Below are 24,371 nucleotides of genomic sequence, written 5' to 3'. Positions count from 1 at the left end.
GTCCTAGCCGACGGCCTCCGGCTCGACCGCTGCCCCGTTCGCCTTCGCCTTCTCCGCGCCCCCCCCGTTCGCCGCCGAGAACTTGAACGTGAACTCCCCGCCTTCGAAATCGACGGCGACGTTCCCCCCGTTCTCGAGGGCCCCGAAGAGCAGCTCGTCCCCGAGCCGCCGCTTGATGTCGTTCTCGATGACGCGCCCGAGCGGCCGCGCCCCGTTCGCCGGATCGTACCCTCGCGTCGCGAGCTCCGCCCGCGCCCGGTCCGTCACCTCGACGGTCACCGATCGATCCGCCAGCATCGCCGCGAGCTCGCCGATGAACTTGTCCACGATGCTGCCCATCACCGACGGATCGAGCGCCCGGAACATGATGCGCGCGTCCAGCCGGTTCCTGAACTCCGGGCTGAACGTGTTCTTGTAGGCCTTGTCGTCGTCGCCCGCCGTCCCCCGCTCGCCGAAGCCGACGCGCGCCTGCGCGAGCTCCCGCGCGCCCACGTTGCTCGTCATGATCAGCACCATGTGGCGGAAGTCGCTCTTCTTGCCGTTGTTGTCGGTCAGCGTGCCGTGGTCCATCACCTGGAGCAGGACCTGGAACACGTCCGGGTGCGCCTTCTCGATCTCGTCGAGCAAGAGCACCGCGTGCGGCGTCTTCGCCGCCGCCTCCGTGAGCAGGCCGCCGCGGTCGAAGCCGACGTAGCCGGGCGGCGCGCCGATGAGCCGGGAGACGGTGTGGCGCTCCTGGTACTCGCTCATGTCGAACCGCAGGAACCCGATGCCGAGCGCCTTGGCGAGCTGCTTCGCGAGCTCCGTCTTGCCGACGCCGGTCGGCCCCGAGAACAGGAACGAGCCGATCGGCTTCTCCGGCGCGCGCAGCCCCGCGCGCGACAGCTTGATCGCCGACGCGAGCTGCTTCACCGCCTCGTCCTGCCCGAAGATCACCGAGCGCAGCGACTGCTCGAGATCCTTGAGCTGCGCCTTGTCCGACGTCGACACCTGGCGCGGCGGGATCTGCGCCATCTTCGCGACGACGAGCTCGATGTCCGCCGCGTCGACAGTGTACCCGTCGCCGTGGCGGAGGCGCGCCGCCGCGCCCGCCTCGTCGAGCAGATCGATCGCCTTGTCGGGTAGCCGGCGATCTTGCAGGTACCGCGCCGACAGCTTGGCCGCGGCCTCGATCGCCTCGGCCGTGTACGTGATCTTGTGGAACTCCTCGTAGCGCTTCTGCAGGCCCTTCAGGATCTGCGCCGTCTCGTCGACCGAGGGCTCCGACACCTCGATGCGCTGGAAGCGCCGCGCGAGCGCGCTGTCGCGCTCGAGGTGGCCGCGGTACTCCTGGAACGTCGTCGCGCCGATGCAGCGCAGGCGGCCCGAGGCCAGCGCGGGCTTGAGCAGGTTCGACGCGTCCATCGTCCCGCCGCTCGCGGCGCCGGCGCCGATGATCGTGTGGAGCTCGTCGATGAAGAGGACGGAGCCCGGCTGCTTCTCGAGCGCGCGCAGCACCGCCTTGAGGCGGTTCTCGAAGTCGCCGCGGTACTTCGTGCCGGCGAGGAGCGCGCCCATGTCGAGCGCGTAGACGGTCGCGTCCTTGAGCGGCGCGGGCACGTCCTTCTTCTCGATCCGCTGCGCGAGCCCCTCCACGATCGCCGTCTTGCCGACCCCGGCGTCGCCGATGAGCAGGGGGTTGTTCTTGCGCCGCCGCGCGAGCACCTGGATCGTGCGGGCGACCTCGTTCTCGCGGCCGACCAGCGGGTCGATGCGGCCCTCGGCCGCCTCCTTGTTGAGGTTCATCGTGAACGCCGCGAGCGGATCCTTGACCGGCTGCGCGGCGCCGGGCTCGCCGCCCTCCTCCGGCGGCTCCTCCCGGAGGCCGTCGTCCTGGCCCGTCTTCGAGATGCCGTGCGAGATGTAGTTCACGACGTCGAAGCGGCTGATGCCCTGCTCGCCGAGGAGCGTCACGGCCGGGCAGTCGCGCTCGGCGAACATCGCCACCAGCACGTTCGCCCCCTTGAGCTCCTTCTTGCCCGAGGACTGCACGTGCATCGCGGCGCGGCCGACCACGCGCTGGAACCCGAGCGAGAGCGTCGGGCTCGTGTCCGCGTCTTCCGGCAACACCTCGATCTCCTCGTCGAGGAAGCGCTCGAGCTTCTTCTTGAGCAGCGGGGTGTCGCCCCCCGCGTGCCGGAGGACCTCGGCCGTCTCCTCGTCGAAGAGCAGCGCGTAGAGCAGGTGCTCGATGGTCACGAACTCGTGCCGGCGGCGCGAGGCCTCCCGGGTGGCGAGCGAAAAGGCGATCTCAACTTCGGGGCTGATGCGCATGGTCATTCCGGCTCGGCGGTCAACCGAAGGGGCATCGCGTGCTCCTTGGCGAAGTCCTGGACTTGGGCGACCTTGGTCTCGGCGACATCCTTCGTGTACACGCCGGCGACCCCGTGGCCGCGATGGTGCACGCTCAGCATGATGTGCGTGGCCTCCGTCTCGGTGCGGTGGAAGAACTTCATGAGGACGAGCACGACGAACTCCATCGTCGTGTAGTCGTCGTTGTGGAACACGACCTTGTAGCGGCGGGCCTTCTCGACCTTCCGTTCCCGCTCGGTCGTGAGGTCGCCCTGTTTGTCTTCTCTTTCCTCAGGATCGTTCGGCATAAATCCGTCGGGAAGGATAGCAAGAGCCCCGCCCCGGCGAGCGGCCGACGAAGAGGGCTCACGCCCCGGAAGCATGCTCCGCCGCGGCGCCCTTCGCCACGCGCGGGCCTGGATTTTCCGTCCGCCGTGGCGCCCGGCTCATGGAACCGGGCCGAGGGTGCTGCTGGGTTCGTTCGCGGGCGCCGGCTTGGCCCGGCTGGCTCCGGCCGGCGGTTGCCGCCGCCCCGCCGCAGGCGCGCGAGCGGCCCGCGGCGGAGGGCGCGCCGGCGCCGTCACACGAGCGACATGGCCGCGCCGAGGTCGATCTCGACGGGCGTGAGGCCCCAGATGTCGCGCGCGTACTCGCGCACCGTGCGGTCCGAGGAGAACTCGCCCACGCGCGCGATGTTGAGCGCGGACTTGCGCAGCCAGCTCTGCCGGTCGGCGTAGGCCGCCTCCACCTCGCGCTGACAGGCCGAGTAGGCCTTGAAGTCGGCGAGCATCATGTACTCGTCCCGGCCGAGGAGCCGGTCGAGCAGGGGCTGGAAGAGCTCGCGGTACTCCGGGGAGAAGAAGCCCGACGAGATGAGCTCGATCACCTCGCGCAGCTCCGGGTCGGTCGCGACCGCGGTGCGCCCCTCGAAGTGCTCGCTGCGGCGGGCGATGACCTCGTCGGCGGTCAGGCCGAACAGGAAGAAGTTCTCCGGGCCCACGGCGTCGCGGATCTCGATGTTCGCGCCGTCGAGCGTGCCGACGGTGAGCGCGCCGTTCAGCGCGAGCTTCATGTTGCCGGTGCCCGACGCCTCCATCCCCGCGGTCGAGATCTGCTCGGAGACGTCGGCGGCGGGGATGATGCGCTCGGCCAGCGAGACGCGGTAGTTCGGCATGAACGCGACCCGGAGCCCGGTGTGGCGCCGGTCGCCGTTCACGACGTAGGCGACGGCGTGGATGAACTTGATGATGAGCTTCGCCTGCCGGTAGCCGGGCGCCGCCTTGGCGCCGAAGATGAAGGTCCGCGGCACCACCGGCTCGCCGCGCTTCTGGCGCAGGTAGAGCGCGACGATGTGGAGCGCGTTGAGCAGCTGGCGCTTGTACTCGTGGAGGCGCTTGATCTGGACGTCGAAGATCGAGGAGGGGTCGACGTTGACGTCGAGCTCCTGCGCGATGACCTTCGCGAGCGCCACCTTGTTCGCGCGCTTCACCGCGGCGATCCGCTCGATGAACTCCGGGTCGTCGAGGTGGCGCTCGAGCTCGCGCAGCCGCTCGAACTCCGTCACCCACTTCGGGCCGACCTTCTCGGTGACGAGCGCGGCGAGCGCGGGGTTACAGGCGAGCAGCCACCGCCTGAACGTGACGCCGTTCGTCTTGTTGTTGAACCGCTCGGGCCAGAGGTCGTAGAAGTCGCGGAGCAGGTCGCGCTTGACGAGCTCGGAGTGGAGCTTGGCCACGCCGTTCACCGAGTGCGAGCCGACGACCGCGAGGTGGGCCATGCGCACGTGGCGCTCGTGGCCTTCCTCGATGAGGGACATCCTCGCCACGCGGTCCTGGTCCTGCGGGTGGGCGTCCATGACCTCGCGCAAAAACCGCCGGTTGATCTCGTAGATGATCTCGAGGTGCCGCGGCAGGAGCCGCTCGAAGAGCGCAACGGGCCAGCGCTCGAGCGCCTCGGGCAGCAGGGTGTGGTTCGTGTACCCGAAGGCCCCGACCGTCTGCTTCCACGCGTCCTCCCAGGTGAGCAGGTGGTCGTCGATGAGGACGCGCATCAGCTCGGCGATCGCGATGGCGGGGTGGGTGTCGTTCAGCTGGATCGCGTTCTTCTCGGCGAAGCGCGAGAAGTCCGGGTGGACGCGGTTGTAGCGGTTCACGATGTCGGCGATCGAGCAGGCGACGAAGAAGTACTCCTGCCGGAGGCGCAGCTCCTTGCCCTTGTCGAAGTTGTCGTTCGGGTAGAGGACCTTGGAGATGACCTCCGACTGGTTCTTCTCGTGGACGGCGTGCACGTAGTCGCCGGCGTTGAAGAGCTCGAAGTCGAACTCCTCGCCTGCGCGGGCCGACCAGAGGCGGAGGGTGTTGACGGTGTTCGACTGGTAGCCCGCGATGGGCGTGTCGAACGGGACGCCGATGACCTGCTCGGACGGCCGCCAGACCACGCGGAAGCCGCCGCGCTTGTCGGGGACGCGCTCGGTGTAGCCGCCGAACGAGACGGGGACGGCGTGCTCGGGGCGCTCGACCTCCCAGGGGTTGCCGAAGCGGAGCCACTCGTCGGCGCGCTCGACCTGGTAGCCGTCGCGGATGACCTGCTCGAAGATGCCGAACTCGTACCGGATGCCGTACCCGTAGGTGGGCAGGCCGATCGTGGCCATGGAGTCGAGGAAGCAGGCGGCGAGCCGCCCGAGGCCGCCGTTGCCGAGCCCGGCGTCGGGCTCCTGCTCGACGAGCTCATCGAGGTCGAGGCCGAGCTCGCCGAGCACGGTCTTGAAGCTGTCGTAGATGTCGAGCGCCTGCAGGTTGGCGACGAGCGCCCGGCCGAGGAGGAACTCTGCGGAGAGGTAGTAGCCGCGCTTGACGTCCTGCTCGTAGTAGGTGTGCTGCGTCTTCGTCCACCGGTCGACGAGGCGGTCGCGCGCCGAGAGGGCGATGGCGACGTACCGGTCGAACGGCGTGGCGGACAGCGATTCCCGGGCGCGCGAGTAGTGCAGGTGATCGGCGAAGGCGCGGCGCAGCGCGGCCGGGTGCATGCCGGTGCGGGCGTCCGGCGCCGAGTTGCCGCGGAAAAATGCGGCGGGGGTGTCGCGCTGCTGGGTGGTGTTGTCTCGCTGGGCGGGGGTTTCTCTCTGACGGTTGGGGTCGGCGTCGATCGGGTTGGCCATGGCGGCGCACTTTAGACGGATCTGGCCCGCGCTGGTTGGCTGCGCGACGTGCTCGGATGAGGTTCCGTGTGGGCGGGGGTTGCCGATGGTCCCCGAACCAAATTGTGATTGTAACGGAATCCAGTCCGGCGCCCTGGTACGGGGCAAGCACTGTCAGCCGGTGCCGCGGCAGAGCGGCGGGATGGCCGACGGCTGGCGGGGCGCGGCGGCGTGAGCGGCGTCGGGCTCACGCTCGCTGACGCGGGCGGCCAGGTGTGTCGACCCGCTCCGGCGGTGATGCCGGACGCGCTCGCGTCGTCTCAGCGCGGGCAGCCGCCGAGCAGCGGCGCCCCGAGCAGATCGAGCTGCTCGACCGCGCGCTGCGGCCGGCGCGCGCGCAGACCCGCGCCCGTCCCCGGGGCGGCGCTCCAGGAGCTCGCCCGCAGGACGAGCTCCTCGCGGAGCGCCACGAGCTCGCGCGACGGCAGGGTGCTCGTGTCCGTCACGAGCCGCGCTCCGTCACGGTAGCCGGTCCACACGGTGTAGCCGTCCCGTGTGACCTCGATCCCGAACCTGGGGCCATAATCCGTGATCTCGTAGCTGCGCCCCAGGGCCAGGAAGCTCCACTTCTTCATCGCGACCGTCTCGCCAGTGTCCGTCGAGGCGGCCGGACCGGCCAACAAACCGGGGGGCGGCCCCGCGCAGCGCGGCCCGCGGCCCGCGGGGGTGATCCCCGCGGAATCCGCGAGGAGTCCGGGTCACCCGGGCTCGCGCGTCGGAGCGGCGCACCCACACGAGCCGCCTTCCCCAGCCGCTTCGTTTCGCGAGGTGCCTGACGTCGTGGGGTATTTATCGTGATGGCGGACCCACGCCATCGTGTAAGGGAGCGCGGCCTCGTCCCGGCCGAGGGGCGTGAGATCCAGGTAGTTGTAGGTGCCGATCAGGACGTCGAGCCCGCGCGCATAGGTCGAGTAGGTGTGGAAGACCTCGTCGCCTTCGCGGGCGAAGACGCTCAGCCCAGGGGCCTCGGGGAAGGGGGAGCTCGCCTTCTTGAAGTTGTACTCCATATCTCCTCGAGCGCGCTCCTCCTCACGGAACGAGACGTGATAGTCATAGTTGAAGTCCGTCTCACCCGAGGAGACCCACGGGAACGTCCAGCCCATTCGCGCCTTGAACGCCTCAATCCTGGCGAGCGGAGCGCGGGAGACGGCGCAATACGCCGTGTCGCGGGCGGCCAGGTGGACGTGGCCACCCTGGATGTTGTCGGCCACGTACGAGCAGCTCTTGCAGCCTTCGTCCCAGCTCGGCGCGAACATGAAATGGTAAACGAGGAGCTGCCGGCGCTCGCCGAAGAGCTCGCGCATTGTCAGCTTGCCTGAAGGGGCGTCGAACACATAGGCCTTGTCGACCCTCACCCACGGCAGCTCTCGGCGCGCGGCGCTCAGCGCGTCGCGCCGCCGGTCGTGCTCTTTCTCTCTCTCCAGCAGCGCCAGGCGCGCCGCCAGCCACTCTTCCCTCGAAGCGATCTTGGCGCGGCTCATCGGCGCTCTCCCTTCGACGCGGGGGCGCCGGCGGCGCTCCTGCTCTGGTTCCGGTTCCGGAGCTTCTTGACGGCGATCGCGGTCACGGCGCCGGCGGAGGCCGCCTGGGCGAGGACCCATCCGATGGACGCGAGGCACGCAGGGCACATGGGGATCTCCTCCTGTGGGCGGCGCGCGCGGCGCCTCGCCGCGCCGGCCGCTGACCCGTGGAAATGACCACGGCGCCTCTGGCCGCGACAGCAACATCGATGTCGCGATCCGTTGGCGTGCGCCGCCGGGCGTGCGACGCTGCCGCGATGGATGCGACGGCCGAGGTCCCCGCCGAGCTCGGCGCGCTGGCGGCCCGCTCGCTCGCGGCGGGCGACGCGCTCGACGCGCTGAAGGTGGTCGGCCCCTTCGGAGGTCCACACGCGCTCGCGCTCCGCGGGATCGCGCTCGCGCAGATGGGCGCCTATCCGGAGGCGAAGGCCGCGCTCGGCCGCGCCGCGCGGGCGTTCGCTGCGGCAGGCGCCGAGCGCGCCCGGGCGCGCGCGAGCGCGGCCCTCGCGGAGATCGCGCTCGCGCAGCGAGAAATCGGCGAGGCGTGGCAGGGGCTCGTCGAGGCGGGTGATGCCCTCGAGCGCGCCGGCGATCTCACGAATGCGGCGTGGGCTCGCCTGGGCGCGGCGCGGGCCGCGCTCCTCGAAGGCCGCGTCGCGGAGGCGGAGCGGGCGCTCGCGGCCGCCGAGGCCACGGTCACGAGCGACGCGCCCGTGTTCACCAGGGCCGCGCTGGCGCTCGTGCGCGCCGAGGTGCACGCGCGGCTCGTGCGCGCGTCCTCGGCGCGGCTCGCGGCCGAGCAGGCCGCGGCGTGGGCGCGGGCGAGCGGACATCCGCTGCTCATCGCCGAGGCCGAGCGCTTCCTCCGCGCGCACGACGAGCCCGTGGCGCGCCTCGTCCAGGGCGGCCGCGACGAGCCCGTGCGCCTCGCCGACGTCGAGGCCCTGGTCGCCGCGCCCGCGGGGCGGGTCGTCGTGGACGCGCTCCGCCGCCGCGTCCTCGACGGCGGCGAGGAGCGGGCCGACCTCGCGCGCCGGCCGGTCCTGTTCGCCCTGCTCGAGGCGCTCGCGCGCGCTCACCCGGCGGCGATCGCGAGCGACGACCTCGCGCGTGCGGCGTTCGGCGTTCGCGCGGTCAACGAATCCCACCGGCGGCGGCTGCGCGTCGAGGTGGGGCGCCTGCGCGCAGAGCTCGGCGGCGTCGGGGTCGTGCGCGCGCTCGGGAACGCGTACCGCTGGGAGCTCGGCGCGGGCGTGGAGGTGGTCGTCCTCGCGCCGCTCGATCCGGGCGACGCGGGCGCCATCCGCGCGCTCCTCTCGGACGGCGCCGCGTGGAGCGCCGCGGCCATCGGCGCCGCGCTCGGCAAGAGCGCGCGCACGGTGCAGCGCGCGCTCGCGGAGCTCTCGCTCGCGCGCGCGGTCGAGGTCACCGGCAGCGGCCCCTCGCGGCGCTACGCGAGGCCCAGAGCGGCGCTGTCGATCGCGTCACAAATGTTGCTCCTCGGGCTCGCGCTCCCTGGTTGGGTGCGCGGGGCGAGGAAGGAGTGGACCGTGAAAGCCCGACAGGCCGAGATCATCGCGGAGCGCACGTTCGAAGGGGTGGAGTCGATTCACGGGGTCGCGTTCGACGGACAGGCGGTGTGGTTCGCGCACGGCGATCGCGGAGACCTCATGTCCGCCGAGCCCGAGAGCGGCCGCGTGCTGCGTCGCCTGAAGGCGCCCGCCAGCGCCGGGGTGGCGTTCGACGGGCGCCACCTGTGGGTCGTCGGGGGCGGCAGGATCCGGAAGATCGATCCCGCGAGCGGGGCCGCGGTCGGCGCGGTGCCGGGCTTCGACGCGACGCCCGTGAGCGGGCTCGCGTGGGCCGACGGCGCGCTCTATGCGGGCATCTACCGCGAGCGGAAGATCCTCAAGATCGATCCCGAGCGCGGGGCCGTCCTCCGCACGCTCGTCTCCGATCGGCTCGTCACCGGCGTCACGTGGACCGACGGCGATCTCTGGCACGGCGTGATGTGCGAGGAGGAGGGCGCGCCGTCGGAGCTCCGCCGCGTCGATCCCCGGAGCGGCGAGGTCCTGGACCGGCTCGCGCTGCCGGAGAGCGTGCGCCTCTCCGGCGTCGAGGCGGACGCGAGCGGCCGCCTGTGGTGCGGCGACCCGGCGACAGGCAGGCTCCGCGCGGTGAAGAAGCCGCGAAAAGCGGTCTGATTCACCCTGGGTTCGACCTGGCGGGCGCAGCGGGCCAGGGTTTCTAGACAAACTTACAGCATGAGTGGCACTGCGCCGAAGGGAACGGCTGGGTCGCTGCGCGCGGCGATGATCAGAACCGAACTCTTCGGGAATGTGAAGGCGCGAAGGCGCGCGCAGATTTCTGCGTCGGTACGATGCCCTCCAGGAGAGGCGGTTCGAGCACGTGACGACACCGGGCGCCGCGCCCGCAGGGGCGGAATCAGCGGGAGACGAGATCCTTCATCCAGGGCACGTCGTCGGGCGTCGCATTCTTGAGCTCGCCGGCCCAATCCTGATCGGTCAGGCGCTCGAAGTCCCCGGTGATCGTCTCGAAGTACGACGACGCGAGCCCCACGAACGCGCGCGGCGCGCCGCCGCACGGATCGGCCGTCATGACCATGAGCCGCGGCAGGCCGGTGCCCACGTGCAGCACGCGACCGACCGGCGCGCCGCCCTCGTCCGTCGGCTGGGTGTGCACGTCGGCGATCGTCGGATCCTGCGTCACGCTCTTGAGCGCGTCGTAGAAGAGCTGCGCGTACCACCCGGTGGCGCCAAACGGACTGCCGCACCCCCGCTGGACCTTGACGGCCTGGTTGATGAAATCGAGGTGTTCCGGCGTGAGGGGCAGGCCGGCGCGCTCATTCGCGGCCATCTCGCCGAGCGTGCGCGCGACGTCGCGGAGCTGCGAGAAGTACCCCGACAGATGCTGCTCGAGCTGCGGTTCGGACGACGGCGGGTTCGACAGCTCGAGCGCGCTGACGATCTCGGCGCCGTGCTCGGCCAGCTCGGCGATGCGCGCGAAGAACGCCGGGTACGGGTCGACGTACGCGTCCGGGAACTCGCACGTGGCGCCGCCCGTGTACGACTGCTTGGCATAGAGCAGGGTGTCGTGGCGGAGCTCGGCCCAGGAGGCGAGCTGGGTGTTCAGCAGGCGCCGGCCCCACGCCTCGGTCTTCGCCACGCCGGGCAGCCCCTCGCCGTCGCCGAGCGCCCGCGCCGGCGACAGCTCCCGCAGCGCGCCGAGCCAGCGATTGTAGAGGTTCTTGCCCCAGAAGTCCCCGGGGTGCGCGTCGACGAGCACGCGCATCATGTGCAGGTCGGGCGCGTAATCGAACTGCCCGAGCTCCGGCGCCAGCAGCTGACCCGCCTGATCGTTGCCGAGCGCGGCGAAGCCCACGTCGAGCGGGTCCGGCATCATGCGCTTGACGGCGCCGTCCTTCACCCGGTCGTAGACCACGTTCGAGAAGACGTGGGAGTCGACCACGTACCGCTGACCGAGCAGCGCGAAGCTCGACGAGAGGGGCAATGTGCCCTTCGCGAGCCCGTTGATCATGATGTGGCTCGAGATCCGCTGCGTGCCGTGGCCCTCCTTCACGATGACCTCGATGATGCGCTCGTCCGGGACGCCGGCGAGGCCCGAGGCGTCGCTGAGGCCGAGGTCGTCGAGCAGGTCGTCGAGCTCCGGCAGGGTCATGGTGTCGCTCTCGCCGACGAAGGCCTGGATCGCGTCGTCGATGCGCTTGTAGCGGGCGAGGGTCTCCGCGCCGGCGAGGGCGCGCAGCACGTACGCGCCCTCGAGCTGCCGCCGCTGGAAGCGCTGGGTGCCGTCCTGCTGGGTCTCGAGGAAGCGGAAGTCGACGCGGCCGAGCCACATCATGCTGCGGAAGTAGCGCTCGAGCTCCGGAAGCAGCACGTCGACGTAATGGCCGCGAGGCTCGAACTGCGAGAAGTCCATGAGACGTTCGGAGCCGAAGAGGCGCACCCCGGCCATGCCTTGGTGCGCCTCGGCGCCCGCGACGAGCTCGTCGATGGTCGCTGCGCTGGCGCCCGCGACGGGGGCGACGGGCGCGCCGTCGAGCAGCGCGAGCGCGACGGCCGTGAAGAGGTCCGCGTCCGCGCGCGCCTCGGCGCCGAACTCTCCTCCGGCGCCCTCGGCGAGCCGCGCGCGCATCTCCTTCAGCATCTTCCCGAGATCGGGCGCGAACGAGGCGTACTCCAGGGTCTTCAGGATCGAGTCGTACGAGCGGTGGACCGCGTACAGGATGGAGTCCGCGGACACGTAGAGCGGCAGGTCGAGCGCATAGATGCTCTCGTAGCCGTAGACGAACGTCGGGAAGGACTTCTTGCTCGAGATGACGAAGCCGTTCCTGGAGAGCTTCGCGAGCTCGTCCTCGTCGAGGGCGAGCGCGGTGCCCTGGAGGAGCGAGAGTCCCTCGGCGTCCGCCGGCGCGTAGGACAGGCCCGACGCGAAGGGGACGGGGTACTTCGCGGCGAAGTCCTCGGCGGTCATGTTCGCCGAGGCCTCCCGCTCGGCCAGCAGCGCGCCGAACTCCTCCCGCTGCTCTGGCCCGAGCGGCTGATCGGGGAGCTGATCGGAAGGCTGATCCGGCGGAGAATCGGGCGGTTGATCTGGTGGAAGATGGGTGCCGTCGGCGCCGGGGTTGGGCTGGCTCCCCCCGCCAGAGCAGCCGGCGGCGAGGGCTACGAGCACAGGAATGACATGACAGCGAAGAAGCATGTAGCGCATCGTGTTTCCGCTTCCAGGGTAAGTCCCTGCGCCCGGGGCACGGCGGCCCCGCCGAGAGCAACGTCAAAGAAGGTGCCGCGGGCGAGGGAAGCGAGGCCGTCCTCCTGCAACAGGATAACACAGCCCTGCTCCGGCCCCACCGGAGATGAGGGATGATCGCTGTCGATATGCCCGAACAACAGATTTATAATGCACCTGCGGGCTGACGCGCAGTGCCCGCGTCTCGATCGGCGCCGCGTACCCATGTGGAGATCCGATATGCGTTTTCGTTCTCTGGGCTGGATCTTCGTTTTGGGTTCTCTGGCGCCCGCCTGCACCGGGAAGCTCGGCGATCCGTCCTCGGGCGCGGCTGGCGGCGAGATCGACAGCGACGTTCCCCCGCCGCAGGCCGACGGGAGCTTGCCGTACGCGGCGCCCACGCCCGCTTCCGCGGCGCTGCGCGCCCGCACATGGCTGCTCACCCCGGAGGAGTACGGTCGCTCCGTCCAGGGCTTGCTCGGCGTGTCAATCGACATTTCGGACATGGAGCCCGTGCCGGACAACGGCATCTATCCGAACATGTCCACAAGCGGGCTCGTCCGCGTGACCCTGGCCGAGCAGTACGCGGCCAAGGCCGAGGCCGCGGTGCTCGCGCTCGGCGATCGGCAGCTCAGCGCATTGATTCCGTGCGGCAAGGTCGACGCGACGTGCAAGTCGGACTTCGTGCGCGCGGCGGTCAGCAAGGCGTTCCGGCGGCCCGCGACGGCGGAGGACCTGACCAATTATGGCGAAGTGTTCGATCTCGCCGCCGAGTCCGGGGATCCGGCGCTGCCGTTCCGCTGGGTGCTGAAGGGCGTGCTGAACTCGCCCTATTTCTTGTACCGGACCGAGATCGGCGCGCCGAGCGACGAGGCGAAAGCGGCGTTCCGGCTGACTGACCACGAGATCGCGACCTTCCTTTCGTACAGCGTGCTCGGCGAGCCGCCCTCTGCGACGCTGGCCGCCGCCGCCGATCGCGGCGAGCTGGCCGATCCCGCGCTGCTTCCTGGCCACATCGACCAGCTGCTCTCGACGCCGGGCGCCGCTGACCAGCTCGGTCACTTCCTCGTCCAGTGGTTGCGGTTGCACACGTTCGAGGCCGAGGTGGAGAAATTCGAGGACGTGTTCCCCGGCTTCGCCGATGTGAAGGGGGCGATGTCCGCCGAGACGCAGCGCTTCCTCCGCGCGAACGGAGGCATGGAGGGCTCGATCGCGAGCCTGCTCACGGCGCCTGTCCCCGAGGCCGATCCAGCGCTCTCCGCGTTTTACCGCAGCGACGCCTCGGGCGCGACGGACACCGCGCGGAGCGGCCTGCTCTCCCTCGGCTCCCTGCTCTCCAAGACAGCCAAGCAGTACCTCACGTCCCCGACGCTCCGCGGCCTGTTCATCCGCGATCAGCTGCTGTGCCAGCACATCACGTTGCCCGAGAACTTCACCCCGCCGCCGATCGAAGAGAGCGAGCTGCGCATGACCCCGAAGACCACGCGCGAGCTGTACGAGACGCACAACGCGCAGGCGGTCTGCAAGAGCTGCCACGCGCTGATCGACAACGTCGGCTTCATGCTCGAGAATTTCGACGGCGCGGGCCGCTATCGGACGCTCGAGCAGTACAGGAGCCCGTCGCTCACCGCGCCCATGGCCGCGCCGCAGCCGATCGACGCCGCGGGCCGGCTGCTCAACACCGATGTCGACGGCGAGTACGACAGCGCCGCGGGGCTGGGAGAAGCGCTGTCGCGCAGCACCTGGGTCCGCGAGTGCGTGGCGCGGCAGGCCTTCCGCTTCTATTTCGGCCAGGTCGAGGCTGCGCGCGGTATTCCGCCGGTCGTGCAGGGCACGGCGGCGCTGGATCGCACCGGTCTCCTGCGCGACCTGCTCGTGGCGCTCCTGTCTTCGCCGAGCACGGTGGAGCGCGTGCGCGAATAGCTACCGCCATCGAGGATCGAACATGCCCAGGCCCTTCGACGTATCCAGACGAGACATCCTGAAGACGGCGGCCGGCGCGATCTTCCTCGCGCCGCTGCTGCGCCACCGCGAGGTCGAGGCGCAGACCGTCGTGCCCAAGCGGCTGGTGCTGATCTTCACGCCCGACTCGCACCCGCCCGAGTGGTGGCCGACCGGCAGCGGGTCGACGTTCCAGCTCCAGGAGCCGCTCGCCGATTTCCGCGGCCTCGAGAGCAACATGTTGTTCTTGCGCCGGCTCGACCATGCCTGGACGGTCGGGAATCACCACGAGGCGGGCATGGCGCAGCTGTTCACGGGCGCGCGCTTCATCGACGAGAGCTCACACCACGCGAACGGCCCCTCGCTCGATCAGATCCTGCTCAAGAGCTCCGACCTGCGCGGCGGCACGCCGATCGCGAGCATCCACCTGTGCGTCGCCGATCGCGGCGGCGCCGACAAGCGCCATATCATCTCGTACAGCGGCCCCGGCCAGCCCATGACCCACACGGCCGACCCCGCGCGCGCGTTCAGCACGATCTTCAGCGGCGTCACCTTCGACGGCGCCACGCCGACGCCCACGCCCGGCGGCATGCCGGATGCCGTCGCGGCCGCGAAGCGCAAGGCCGACCAGCGGATCCTCCAGATCAACACGCGCGAGCTCAAGACCATCCAGGGCTTCCTCGGCCAGGCCGAGCGCCAGAAGCTGGAGCTCCATGTGGAAGCGCTGTTCGAGCTCGAGAAGCGTATCGCGGGCATGGGCGGCGGCACGTCGGTCCCGGCCGGCGCGGCGTGCGAGCGCGCGGACACCTCGGGCTACAACGGCAGCACCAACAACGCGGCGACGATCACGCGCTGGGCGCAGATCCAGGCCGACATCATCGTGAGCGCGTTCACGTGTGATCGCACGCGGGTCGCGGACTACCACTTCAGCTTCTCCGGCGGCCACCACGAGGGCCTCCTCGGCTTCGGCCAGAGCTGGCACGACGTGGTGGCGCACGTCAGCCGCACGAACGACAGCGTCAGCGTCGGTGGTGAGTCGATGACCACGCGCCAGGCCTTCATGCTGTTCGATCGTTTCTGGGCGAGCCATATCGCATACCTGGCGAAGCGGCTCGCGGGCATCCGCGAGGGAAGCGGCACGATGCTCGACAACACGATCCTGCTCTGGGGCGTGGAGAGCGGCACGAACCACAGCCACAACCCGCGGGACATGCAGTACCTTGTCATCGGCGGGAAGAACCTGGGCGTGAACGTGGGCCAGTACATCAACAACACCACCGCGCAGAGCTCGAACAAGCTGCTCACGTCCGTGATGAACGCGCTCGGCCACGCCGCGACGGGCATCGGCATCGAGCCGAACTGCGGACCGCTGCCGGGCTTTCTCGCCTGAAACCCGCTCGGGGGCGGCGCTGGCTCCACACCGTCCTTTCTCGAGCGAGAGACCGGGAACAAACCGCCATGGCGCCTTGTTCCGTCGGCCATGGCGCGACGTGTGATGGGCTGGGTGCTGATTCTGTTCACGCTGGCCCTGGTGGGGTGCGATCACGCGACCAAGGCGGTCGCGCAGGCCGCGCTCGAGCGGCGAGGTCCCCTGTCGATCGTGCCGGGGGTGCTCGATCTCCGCTACGCCGAGAACCACGACATGGCCTTCAGCCTGCTCAGGGGCATCCAGTCGCCGGCGAAGGTGGCGGTCCTCCTGGTGTGCTCGATGGTCGTCCTCGGCGTGGTGCTCCTGGGCTGGTGGAGCAGCCGCCGCGCTTCGGTCACCGAGCAGGCCGGGTACGCGCTCATCGTCGCCGGCGCGGTCGGGAACGCGATCGATCGTGGCGTCCGCGGCTACGTCATCGACTTCATCCACCTTCACCGCTGGCCGGTGTTCAACGTCGCTGACATCGCCATCGTGGCGGGCGGGATCCTGCTCGGGATCGCGATGTTCCGGCGCGCGCGCCAGGAGCCACGCGAGGTGTCCTGAGCTTCGCCTCGTGAGACAGTCTCGCCCGAGCATGCCGGCTCCACGAGCAGCTCGGCCAGCGGCGGCGAGACCTGGAGGAAGAGCGTGCGCGCCGCATGTCTTCCGGTCCGATGTCCGAGAACTCTCGAGAAGATTGGCCGCCCGGTCGCGCCGCTGGGCTCAGTTGCAGAGCAGCTTCTTGAGCTCATCCGTGGTCTTGGGCTTCGCGCCCGCCAGGGCGGCGGAGGCGATCTGCTGCGTCTTCTTGGCCCTGGAGCAATCGTCAGGCCGGTTGGGCGCCTGCTCCAGCAAGGGGCCGAGCTTCTCCGTGGGACCTTTCGCGTGCTTCCCGATGCAGAGCACGGGCTCGCCTTCGTGAAGATAGTACCGGCGCTGCGTGACGCTGCTCGTCGTCGCCGGCTTGTCCGGCGTACCCCTTGTCCCGTCAAAGGCCCAGGATCCATCGTCGTGCAGCGCGAAGACCAGCTGGCCCTGGTCGTAGTAGAACTGGTACGTCGACTCGCCGTGCCCCGCGTCGGCGGCCGCGATCTCCGCCTTCTGGATCGCGCCGTCTGCCTGGTATAGCCGGAGCTCGCCGCGTCCCTCGCCGCCTGCGCACTCGAAGCGGAGCTCGCTTCGCGTCAGGTCCTTGCGGGCCTGGATGTCCTGATACCGGGCCCTGATCTTCTGGATCCGCGGATCGTCGAGGCTCACCTTGGAGCCGCCGGCGGTGTCCGTGGCGACCTGGGGTGCTGCCGCGGGCGCCGGGCTTTCCACGGCGGAGGTGCCGGCCGGGGGCGTGGTCGCGCCGGGCGCCGGAGCTCGGCCTGGTTCCGCAGGAGCCGCGGAGACGCTCGCCGAGGGGGTGGGAGAAGGCGGGCTACACCCGATGACGGCGGCGACCAGCAGGGCGATGGAGGATCGGCTCATGAGGACCCAGAACGCTCGATGCGACCGTCCCATTCGACGGGTCGGGTTACCCGCCCTTGCGTCGAAACTCCACGAAGAACCGCACCGGGCCGTCGGGGTCGACGTGGTGCAGCACCTCGGGGACGACGATCCCTGGGCTCTCTGGATCGAGAGAGAGCTCTCGACCACCGAGCCCATCGATCCGGTAGCGCAGCCGCCCCGAGATCACGTGGATCACCCCCCACACGCCGGGCTTGGTGGAATGGTTCTTTCGCAGGCCGGAAGGGATCGTGACCTCGTCGAACTCGGCCGTGCGCTTGTACGCGACCAGCCCGTCGGGCATCTCGAGCTGATCGCAGCGCACGCAGTCGAGCTCGGTGCCGAGCATCGATGCGCGGCCCTCGGACGTGACGACCCAGGGGCGCAAGAAGAACGGCGGCTTGTGCCGGACGTGCTGGCCATGTCCACAGCTCAGCTCGGCCACCCAATCGTTCGCATCGTCCTGATGGTAGCCTGTGATCGTTCGGCGCATCGTCTCGATCTACTGACCGTCTTCTGGATGTTTTTCCACTCGATCTGCGTGCGGCGTGTCCGGAGCGAGCTGCGCCTGCGCATCGTCCATCGTCCACGTTCCACCTTCCGGTACACGCCGGATCGCGTCCTCGCTAGGACCACGCGCCCAGCAGCGCGCGCATCGCAGGCGCGATGACCTCCGCGACCGCGCGGCGGTGGGAGGCGGCCAGCGCCGCGCCGTCAGGGCGCCCGTGGGCGGCGAGGGCGTCGGCCTCGGCGTCCGGCGCCGTGGCGGCCGGAGGAGGCGAGGCGAGGGCCGCCTCGAAGGCCTCGGAGACCGCCCGGCGCACCGGCTCGCCGCCCGTCTGGAGCGCCCAGGCCACGAAGCGCCACGCGAGCTCGGCGTGCCGGGCCTCGTCCTCGGCGATCGTGGCAAGGGCGCTCCGGACCGCGGCGTCGGTGGCGCGCGAGCGCTGCTCGCTGGCTTGCACGGCGGCGAGCGTCTCGCCGACGCAGCCCTCGCGGACGGCGCGCGCCGCGAGCTCGGGCAGGCCCGAGGCGACCTCGACCCGCCCGCCGAACGCGAACGGCGCCGGCGCGAGCGCCGCGCCGGCGTACGCGCTCGCCAGGCCGAAGCAGAGCGCCGCGTGGCGCACCTCGTCGCCCGCGGCCTCGTGCGCGGCCGCGAGCATGTCCGGGGGGGCCCCGACCGCCATCAGCTCCAGCGCGAACCGCGCGAAGGAGGCGACCGACGCGTGCTCGAGCAAGGCGTCGCGGAGCCACGCCTCGGCCAGCGCGGCGCGGGTCGACTGCGTCAGCGCCGCCACGTCCGGGGGCGCCGCGGCGCACCATCCGCTCGCCGCTCGCCGCTCTGCCCGCGCCGTGCGCGCGCGCTCGCCCACGAGGAACGGGCGACCTGTGCCGCCGCAGGTCGCGACGAACTCGTAGCAGCACTCGCTGCCTTGGAGGACGCCTTCACCGAGGCTTGTGTACCAGCACCCCGCGGGCGCACCGGGCGGCGACCCCGGGACGGAGGAGCCGTAGGGGTCGAAGGTCGGGCACGTGACCGCGGGTGAGCCGCCGATGCCGCCCTCGCCGGCAGTCCCCCCTTCGCCGGCAGCTCCCCCGACACCGCCCTGTCCTCCCTGTCCCGAGGGCTCCAGGGCGACACAGACCGTTCCCTCCTCGGTCCACTGGACGCCGCCCGCCTGGATTGACGTGACGGCATCTCCGCCTGGCCCGCCATTCCCGCCCATCCCTCCGCGCGCCCCCGAGCTCTCGTCGCCCGACGCGGGGCCACCGCCTCCGCCCGACGCGCGCTCCAGGGTGACGTCACCGCCGCAGGCGGCGCCTCCAACTGCCACGTTGAGCGTCGCGGTGGCGAGGATCGCGCGTGTCAACTGGTGAGCGAGCGCGATCCGGAATTGAGCCGGAGAAGAGGGGGGACTGGCCATGGTGCCAGAGAACAGCAGCATCCATACCAGCGCAGGATCCGCGGGCGCAGCCTCTCAGCGCGGGGATGCCCGGCACAGCATGGCACAGGCCTGGTCTGCATCGATTGCGCTGCTGCCGCGGCGAGCCCTCGCGGGCGGCGTTGCCCGCTCGCGCGTCCGCGCGCGTCGACGTCGCGCTGCGCTGCGCCCGCCTGGCGTCGAGCCGGCCGCCCGGGTCCCGGCGCGACGCGGCGCCTCCGGTTGCGCTCGGCGCCGCCGTCGCGCGGAGCTCGGCTCCGCGGTTGCCGCGTCGCCGCGTCGCCGCTGCGCCAGCCGCGGTCGCCGCTGGTATAGAGGCGCTCATGACCCTCCTCCGAGACGTCCTTTCAGCGCTCGAGTCGATCGCGCCGCTCCGGTTCGCGGAGCCCTGGGACAACGTCGGCTTGCTCGCGGGCGACCCGGCGCGGCCCTCGTCGGCGGCGCTCCTCGCCATCGATTACACCCCCGAGGTCGCCCGGGAGGCGCGCGATCTCGGCTGCGATCTCGTCGTCGCCTACCATCCGCCCCTCTTCGAGGCCGTGAAGCGCGTGGTCGCGCCGAGCCCTATCTTCGCGGCCATCCGCGACGGCATCGCGCTGTACTCGCCCCACACCGCGCTCGACGTCGCCGAGGGGGGCACCAACGATGTCCTCGCCGACGCGCTCGGGATCTCGCCGGACCGCGCGCCGCTCAGGAGGGCGCCCTCCAAGGCGTGGCAGCACAAGCTCGTCGTCTTCGTCCCGGAGGATCACGCCGACGCGGTAGCCGACGCCCTCGCCGAGGCGGGCGCGGGCCAGATCGGCCGGTATTCGCGCTGCAGCTTCCGCACGCTGGGGACGGGCACGTTCTTCGGGGAGGAGGGCGCGAACCCCACGGTCGGCGAGAAGGGCCGGCTCGAGCGCGTCCCCGAGGTGCGGCTGGAGATGGTCTTCCCCCGCGACCGGACCGCCGCGGTCGTGCAGGCGATGCGCGCAGCGCACCCCTACGAGGAGGTGGCGTTCGACCTCGTCGAGCTCGCCGCCGAGCCGCTCAGGGCCGGCATCGGTCGGATCGGGCCGCTCGCCGGCGCGGCGCCGGTCTCCGAGCTGCTCGGTCGCATCAAGGAGGGCCTCGGGGTCGACGCCTTGCTCGTGGCCGGCCCCGAGCAGCGCGCCGTCTCCCGCGCGGCCACGTGCGCTGGCGCGGGCGGCGCGCTCCTCGAAGACGCCATCGCGCAGGGCGCCGAGCTCTACCTGACCGGCGAGCTGCGCCACCACGACGCGCTCCGCGCGGCGAGCGCGGGTGTCACCGTGGTGTGCGCGCTGCACTCGAACAGCGAGCGCGCCGCGCTGAAGCGCCTCGCAGAGCGCCTGCGCGCCGCGGTGCCGTCGCTGCGCGTCGCCCTCAGCGCGCGCGACCGGGATCCGTTCTCGATCCGCTGAGGCGCGGCTACCTTGACCTTGGTCGGATCGTTACCCGACAGAGTGAAGAAGGCGAACTCTGCATATGCGTACGGTGTTTAAACTCCTGCTTGCTGTCGCCGGGATCGCTCCCGCTGCTTGTTCTGGGTCGTCTCGCCCTGAGCCCGGCTCATGCACGGATGCGCCTCTCATCGGGTTCGCCAACCAGGGAGCACTGTACCGACACGATGAGTCTGTCAACGTCTTCACCGAGGGGGTGGACCGTGCTCGCCAGCTCGGCGCGCGGGCAATTCACGTCTCGCTCCGCCCCGACAAGTCGACCCACGAAGGAACAGTCGACTCCGAAAGGTGGCTCTCGGTCAGCAGTCCCTTGGAGGCGGCGCAGCGGCCCTTCGTCACCCGCGCGCTCGGCGACCCCAACCTCAGTCTCGTTGCGATGAGCGTCTCCGCCATGACCGGGCCGGGGAGGTACATCGAGAACATGTACCACGGAGGCAGCACCGGTACGCCGGAGACGGTGCTGCAGCTCGAGAAGCGACAGCATTACGAGCTCGCTCGCTACCTCATCGAAGAGTACAACGGAACGAAAAAGACGTTCATCATCAAGAACTGGGAGGGCGACTGGCTGTTCCTCCGCGCTCAGGCGAGCTGCTTGCCCCCGCCGCCAGCGGCAGACGTGAAGAAGGCGATTGAGTGGTTTCGCGCGAAGCAGGAGGGGGTCGCGCAGGCTCGTGCCGCCGTGGCTTCGGACGTCAAGGTCTACTTCGCGGTGGAGGTCAACCGCGTGCGCGAGGCGCTGGGACTCGAGTGCAATGGCGAGCAGCTGCGCCTGTCGCACCTCCTGCCGTTCATCGGGCCGGACATGGTGAGTTACTCGTCGTACGACTCCATGCTGCAGGGGGTGAACGACGCCCAGACGCAGATGGCCTTGACCCAGGCGCTCGACTTTCTCTATGCCGACGTGGCGCAACGTAACGCGTTCATTCGACTCGTGCCGGAGCTGGCCGATTTGCCGACCTTTCCGACGGATCCGATGGCTCTCGGCAACGGGCAGGTCATCCTCTCCGAGTTCGGCCTGCCGGAGCTGGAATATCCAGAGGCCGAGGTGCGACGTCGCATCAACAATGTGCTGAACGTCGCCCGGGGTGGGCGGCTGGCTGCAGCGTTCTACTGGCAGCTCTACGACAACGAAGGCCGGGGGTTCTATCTCTACAAGCCGGATGGGACGGAGTCGGTCGCGCTCGACGAGCTGAAGCGCAAGGCGGGCTGGTGCCCTGGGGGAGATGGAGGTGGGGGCGGCGGGGCAGGGGGCGCCGGCGGCAACGGTGCAGGCGGCAGCGGCGGGGCAGGGGGAGATGGCGGCAACGGTGCAGGCGGCAGCGGCGGAGCAGGTGCCGCCGGCGGCGACGGGGCAGGGGGAGATGGCGGCAACGGTGCAGGCGGCAGCGGCGGAGCAGGTGCCGCCGGCGGAGCAGGTGCCGCCGGTGGAGCAGGGGGCGCCGGCGGCGACGGGGCAGGTGGCAGCGGTGCAGGCGCCGGCAGCGGATCGGGCTCGGGCAGCGGGGCAGGAGGATCGAGCGGAGGGATGCCTGGCGCGTCCGCCGTGGGTGACCCCCACATCGTCACGTTCGATGGATTGGCCTACGATTTCCAGGCGGTCGGCGAGTTCGTCGTCCTCGAATCCACCTCGGGAGCACCGCTCGCCGTTCAAACCCGCCAGGGATCTCTGGGCGCATCGCGTCGCGTCTCCGTCAACACGGCAGTGGCAACCACGCTGGGCGCCGACCGCGTCGCGCTCTATGCGGGGAGATCGCCTCCGCTCTATTTGAATGGAACCGCGACGGCCCTCGCGGACGGGGCCGCCCTCACCCTGGCCGGTGGAGGCCAGGTGCTCCTCGAGAGCACCAAGTACACGCTCCTCTGGCCTTCGGCCGACGGCGAGCGAGCCGAGATCACGGTGGCCTCGGATCACCTCGATCTTCGGATCCTGCTTCCGCCATCACGGAGAGGGCAGGTTCGCGGGGTGTTCGGCAACTTCAACGACGATGGCTCCGACGACGTCGCCACGCGCACCGGCGCGGTCCTGATCTCGCCGACGTTCCAGGAGCTCTATGCCTCCTTCGCTGAGAGCTGGAGGATCGCCCGGGAGGAGTCTCTGTTCGACTATGCCGAGGGAGAGAGCACCGACACCTTCACGGATCGGACGCTCCCCGAGCGGCCCGCCTTGCTCCGCGATGTGCCGGACGACCAGCGCGCGTCGGCGAGGCAGGTCTGCAGCGACCGGGGCGTCGCGGACCCCACGCTCCTGGAGTGGTGCACCCTCGACGTCGCGCTGAGCGGTGATCCAAGTTATGCCGACAGCGTCGCGGCGGCCCAGCCTCCCAGCTCGACCTTCGAGGTGCTCGTCAACCTCGCAGCCGCGAGGCCCGTCACGGCGGACGGAGCGCCTCGAGGAGATCTGCAGTTCGTCACCGATACGATGTTCGCGCCGGAAGGTCAGCCCTGGGATGATCCGATGTATTCCGTGGTCACCCCCGAGGGCACGTCGCTCACGGTGGACCTGGGAGCGATCTACTCCCTCGCTCGCGTCGTTGTGCAGGCCGACAACAACGACGAGTACCTCGTCGAGTCGTCCACGGATGGGGCGACATGGGTCCCGCTGGCGGCCGTGCCCACGTTCGGGGGGGGCGGGACGCGCACGCGGCCGGCCCATGCTCTCCCGGAGAGGGTCGAGGCTCGCTACGCGAGGATCCGGGCGACCTCCGGAGACGCGTCGTACTCCGTCTCGGAAATCGAGCTCTATGGGCCGGTGAACCCCGTCGGGCCGTGAGGTGAACCGCGCGCGGCCAGCGAAGCCGCTGGACGAAGCGGCCCGCAGCGATCAGCTTGCCGGCCCTCATGCGCGACCACGGCACGCCACCCGCCCCCGACCTGCGCGCGGACGCTCTTGCTCCCTCGCCGCCCTCGCCCGGCTCGCGCCGCGGCGCGGGAGCCTGGTCCACGCTCCGCGACGCGGTCCGCGGCGGCGAGCACGACTTCACCACCGGATCCATCGACCGGGCCATCGCGCTGCTCGCGATCCCGATGGTCATGGAGATGCTCATGGAGTCGCTCTTCGTCGTGGTCGACGTCTTCTGGGTCTCGCGGCTCGGCGCCGACGCCGTCGCCGCCGTCGGGCTCACGGAGTCGCTCCTCGCGCTCGTCTACGCCATTGCGATGGGCCTCGCGGTCGCCGCGTCCGCGACGGTCGCGCGGCGGGTCGGCGAGGGGCGCCACGAGGAGGCGGCCGCCATGGCGGGGCAGGCGATCGTGCTCGGCCTGCTCATCTCGCTGCCGATCTCGGCGGTCGGCGCGCTGCTCGGGTCGCGGCTGCTCGCGGCGATGGGGGCGACGCCCGCGGTGATCGCGATCGGCGCGCCGTTCGCCTCGATCATGCTGCTCGGCAACGCGACGATCCTGATGCTGTTCGTCATCAACGCGATCTTCCGCGGGGCGGGCGACGCGGCGCTGTCGATGCGGGTGCTCTGGCTCTCGAACGCGCTGAACATGGCGCTCGGCCCGTGCCTCATCTTCGGCCTCGGCCCGTTCCCGGAGCTCGGGGTGGCCGGCGCGGCGGTCGGGACGACCCTTGGCCGCGGGACCGGCGTCGCGCTGCAGGTCTTCTTCCTCGCGCGCGGCAGCGGCCGGGTGAAGGTGCGAGCGCGGCACCTCGTCCCCGACCCGGGGGCGCTCGCGGCGCTGCTCCGGCTCTTCGCGAACGGCGCGCTGCAAAACGTCATCGGCATGGCGAGCTGGAGCGGCCTTGTGCGCATCATCGCGCCCTTCGGGAGCGCGGCGCTCGCCGGTTACACGATCGGGATGCGCGTCATCGTGTTCGCGATCCTGCCGGCGCTCGGGCTCTCGAACGCCGCCGCGACCCTGGTCGGGCAGAACCTTGGCGCGGGGCGCCCCGACCGGGCCGAGGCCGCCGTGTACCGCGCGGGCATCTGGACCACCGTCATGCTCGGCGCGGTGGGCGTCGTCTTCGCGGTGGGCGCGCGCGCCATCGTCGGCGCGTTCACGGACGACGCCGAGGTGCTCCGGTTCGGCACGCAGACGCTGCGGATCCTCTCGTGCGGGTTCCTGTTCTACGGCTTCGGCCTGGTGTTCACGCAGGCGTTCAACGGCGCCGGCGACACCTGGACGCCCACGCTGCTGAACTTCGCCTGCTTCTGGCTCTGGGAGATCCCGCTCGCCTGGGGCCTCTCGGGCGCCGCGGGGCTCGGCCCGGCGGGCGTGTTCGTCGCGATCGCGGTGGCGTTCTCGACGCTCGCATTCGCGGGCGGGCTCGTGTTCCGCCGCGGCACGTGGAAGCTGCGGCGCGTCTGA

General features: G+C 70.8%; 17 protein-coding genes. 7 read left to right on the top strand and 10 right to left on the bottom strand.

The window, feature by feature from the left end; all coding sequences use genetic code 11:
* Positions 1 to 3: 3 nt before the first annotated feature.
* The 6 genes from clpA to WMF46_RS23930 all read right to left on the bottom strand — a co-directional run bounded on the left by clpA (position 4) and on the right by WMF46_RS23930 (position 7,157).
* A complete protein-coding gene (gene clpA / locus WMF46_RS23955; RefSeq protein WP_437987718.1) occupies positions 4 to 2,319 on the bottom strand; it encodes an ATP-dependent Clp protease ATP-binding subunit ClpA in 2,316 nt (771 codons plus the stop codon).
* Complete coding sequence (clpS, locus tag WMF46_RS23950; protein WP_437987717.1) at positions 2,316 to 2,639, bottom strand: ATP-dependent Clp protease adapter ClpS; 324 nt, start codon at positions 2,637 to 2,639, stop codon at positions 2,316 to 2,318. The genes clpA and clpS overlap by 4 nt, the downstream gene beginning before the upstream one ends.
* 272 nt (positions 2,640 to 2,911) lie before the next feature.
* Entirely contained in the window at positions 2,912 to 5,488 is a 2,577-nt protein-coding gene (locus WMF46_RS23945) for a glycogen/starch/alpha-glucan phosphorylase (protein WP_437987716.1), read from the bottom strand.
* A 299-nt stretch (positions 5,489 to 5,787) separates the two neighbouring features.
* Positions 5,788 to 6,102, bottom strand: coding sequence for a hypothetical protein (locus tag WMF46_RS23940; protein ID WP_437555088.1), 315 nt, complete (start codon positions 6,100 to 6,102; stop codon positions 5,788 to 5,790).
* Between the two features lie 123 nt (positions 6,103 to 6,225).
* Complete coding sequence (locus WMF46_RS23935) at positions 6,226 to 7,008, bottom strand: DUF899 domain-containing protein (RefSeq protein ID WP_437987715.1); 783 nt, start codon at positions 7,006 to 7,008, stop codon at positions 6,226 to 6,228.
* A complete protein-coding gene (locus tag WMF46_RS23930; protein ID WP_437331036.1) occupies positions 7,005 to 7,157 on the bottom strand; it encodes a hypothetical protein in 153 nt (50 codons plus the stop codon). Before WMF46_RS23930 ends, WMF46_RS23935 begins: the two co-directional genes overlap by 4 nt.
* A 99-nt stretch (positions 7,158 to 7,256) precedes the next feature.
* Here WMF46_RS23930 and WMF46_RS23925 point away from each other — a divergent pair, with 99 nt between their 5' ends.
* Positions 7,257 to 9,251: a hypothetical protein gene (locus WMF46_RS23925; RefSeq protein ID WP_437987714.1), complete on the top strand. Its 1,995-nt coding sequence runs from the start codon at positions 7,257 to 7,259 to the stop codon at positions 9,249 to 9,251.
* Positions 9,252 to 9,492: 241 nt separating this feature from the next.
* Here WMF46_RS23925 and WMF46_RS23920 read toward each other — a convergent pair whose 3' ends face one another.
* Positions 9,493 to 11,790 (bottom strand): DUF3160 domain-containing protein, encoded by a 2,298-nt coding sequence (locus WMF46_RS23920; RefSeq protein ID WP_437987713.1) that lies wholly within the window; start codon positions 11,788 to 11,790, stop codon positions 9,493 to 9,495.
* Positions 11,791 to 12,057: 267 nt separating this feature from the next.
* Here WMF46_RS23920 and WMF46_RS23915 point away from each other — a divergent pair, with 267 nt between their 5' ends.
* From WMF46_RS23915 to lspA, 3 genes are all read left to right on the top strand, one after another.
* A complete protein-coding gene (locus tag WMF46_RS23915; protein WP_437987712.1) occupies positions 12,058 to 13,740 on the top strand; it encodes a DUF1588 domain-containing protein in 1,683 nt (560 codons plus the stop codon).
* Between the two features lie 22 nt (positions 13,741 to 13,762).
* Entirely contained in the window at positions 13,763 to 15,148 is a 1,386-nt protein-coding gene (locus WMF46_RS23910) for a DUF1552 domain-containing protein (RefSeq protein ID WP_437987711.1), read from the top strand.
* Between the two features lie 114 nt (positions 15,149 to 15,262).
* A complete protein-coding gene (gene lspA, locus WMF46_RS23905; protein WP_437987710.1) occupies positions 15,263 to 15,730 on the top strand; it encodes a signal peptidase II in 468 nt (155 codons plus the stop codon).
* A 159-nt stretch (positions 15,731 to 15,889) separates the two neighbouring features.
* Here the strand turns inward: lspA and WMF46_RS23900 are convergent, their stop codons facing one another.
* The 3 genes from WMF46_RS23900 to WMF46_RS23890 form a co-directional block, all read right to left on the bottom strand.
* Positions 15,890 to 16,639: a hypothetical protein gene (locus WMF46_RS23900; protein ID WP_437987709.1), complete on the bottom strand. Its 750-nt coding sequence runs from the start codon at positions 16,637 to 16,639 to the stop codon at positions 15,890 to 15,892.
* Between the two features lie 46 nt (positions 16,640 to 16,685).
* Positions 16,686 to 17,150, bottom strand: a complete 465-nt coding sequence (locus WMF46_RS23895; protein ID WP_437987708.1) for a DUF3565 domain-containing protein — start codon at positions 17,148 to 17,150, stop codon at positions 16,686 to 16,688.
* 133 nt (positions 17,151 to 17,283) lie between these two features.
* Positions 17,284 to 18,531, bottom strand: coding sequence for a ferritin-like domain-containing protein (locus WMF46_RS23890; RefSeq protein WP_437987707.1), 1,248 nt, complete (start codon positions 18,529 to 18,531; stop codon positions 17,284 to 17,286).
* A gap of 395 nt (positions 18,532 to 18,926) precedes the next feature.
* On the opposite strand from WMF46_RS23890, the gene WMF46_RS23885 reads away from it, so the two are divergent.
* From WMF46_RS23885 to WMF46_RS23875, 3 genes are all read left to right on the top strand, one after another.
* Entirely contained in the window at positions 18,927 to 20,024 is a 1,098-nt protein-coding gene (locus tag WMF46_RS23885; protein ID WP_437987706.1) for a Nif3-like dinuclear metal center hexameric protein, read from the top strand.
* Positions 20,025 to 20,454: 430 nt separating this feature from the next.
* Positions 20,455 to 22,833: a VWD domain-containing protein gene (locus WMF46_RS23880; protein ID WP_437987705.1), complete on the top strand. Its 2,379-nt coding sequence runs from the start codon at positions 20,455 to 20,457 to the stop codon at positions 22,831 to 22,833.
* A gap of 68 nt (positions 22,834 to 22,901) precedes the next feature.
* The gene (locus tag WMF46_RS23875) at positions 22,902 to 24,371 is read left to right on the top strand and encodes an MATE family efflux transporter (RefSeq protein WP_437987704.1); all 1,470 of its coding nucleotides are present in this window, start codon (positions 22,902 to 22,904) and stop codon (positions 24,369 to 24,371) included.

Source organism: Sorangium sp. So ce117 (genome assembly GCF_051524395.1).
In the GTDB taxonomy this organism is placed as follows: domain Bacteria; phylum Myxococcota_A; class Polyangia; order Polyangiales; family Polyangiaceae; genus Sorangium; species Sorangium cellulosum_B.
This window is presented reverse-complemented; position numbering and strand designations above follow the sequence as displayed.

Coding starts and splice junctions, on each gene's coding strand:
- clpA (WP_437987718.1), bottom strand. CDS start 2,319: ATGACCATGCGCATCAGCCCCGAAGTTGAGATCGCCTTTTCGCTCGCC.
- WMF46_RS23895 (WP_437987708.1), bottom strand. CDS start 17,150: ATGCGCCGAACGATCACAGGCTACCATCAGGACGATGCGAACGATTGG.
- WMF46_RS23945 (WP_437987716.1), bottom strand. CDS start 5,488: ATGGCCAACCCGATCGACGCCGACCCCAACCGTCAGAGAGAAACCCCC.
- WMF46_RS23935 (WP_437987715.1), bottom strand. CDS start 7,008: ATGAGCCGCGCCAAGATCGCTTCGAGGGAAGAGTGGCTGGCGGCGCGC.
- clpS (WP_437987717.1), bottom strand. CDS start 2,639: ATGCCGAACGATCCTGAGGAAAGAGAAGACAAACAGGGCGACCTCACG.
- WMF46_RS23910 (WP_437987711.1), top strand. CDS start 13,763: ATGCCCAGGCCCTTCGACGTATCCAGACGAGACATCCTGAAGACGGCG.
- WMF46_RS23925 (WP_437987714.1), top strand. CDS start 7,257: ATGTCGCGATCCGTTGGCGTGCGCCGCCGGGCGTGCGACGCTGCCGCG.
- WMF46_RS23885 (WP_437987706.1), top strand. CDS start 18,927: ATGACCCTCCTCCGAGACGTCCTTTCAGCGCTCGAGTCGATCGCGCCG.
- WMF46_RS23940 (WP_437555088.1), bottom strand. CDS start 6,102: ATGAAGAAGTGGAGCTTCCTGGCCCTGGGGCGCAGCTACGAGATCACG.
- WMF46_RS23915 (WP_437987712.1), top strand. CDS start 12,058: ATGCGTTTTCGTTCTCTGGGCTGGATCTTCGTTTTGGGTTCTCTGGCG.
- WMF46_RS23875 (WP_437987704.1), top strand. CDS start 22,902: ATGCGCGACCACGGCACGCCACCCGCCCCCGACCTGCGCGCGGACGCT.
- WMF46_RS23900 (WP_437987709.1), bottom strand. CDS start 16,639: ATGAGCCGATCCTCCATCGCCCTGCTGGTCGCCGCCGTCATCGGGTGT.
- WMF46_RS23880 (WP_437987705.1), top strand. CDS start 20,455: ATGACCGGGCCGGGGAGGTACATCGAGAACATGTACCACGGAGGCAGC.
- WMF46_RS23920 (WP_437987713.1), bottom strand. CDS start 11,790: ATGCTTCTTCGCTGTCATGTCATTCCTGTGCTCGTAGCCCTCGCCGCC.
- WMF46_RS23930 (WP_437331036.1), bottom strand. CDS start 7,157: ATGTGCCCTGCGTGCCTCGCGTCCATCGGATGGGTCCTCGCCCAGGCG.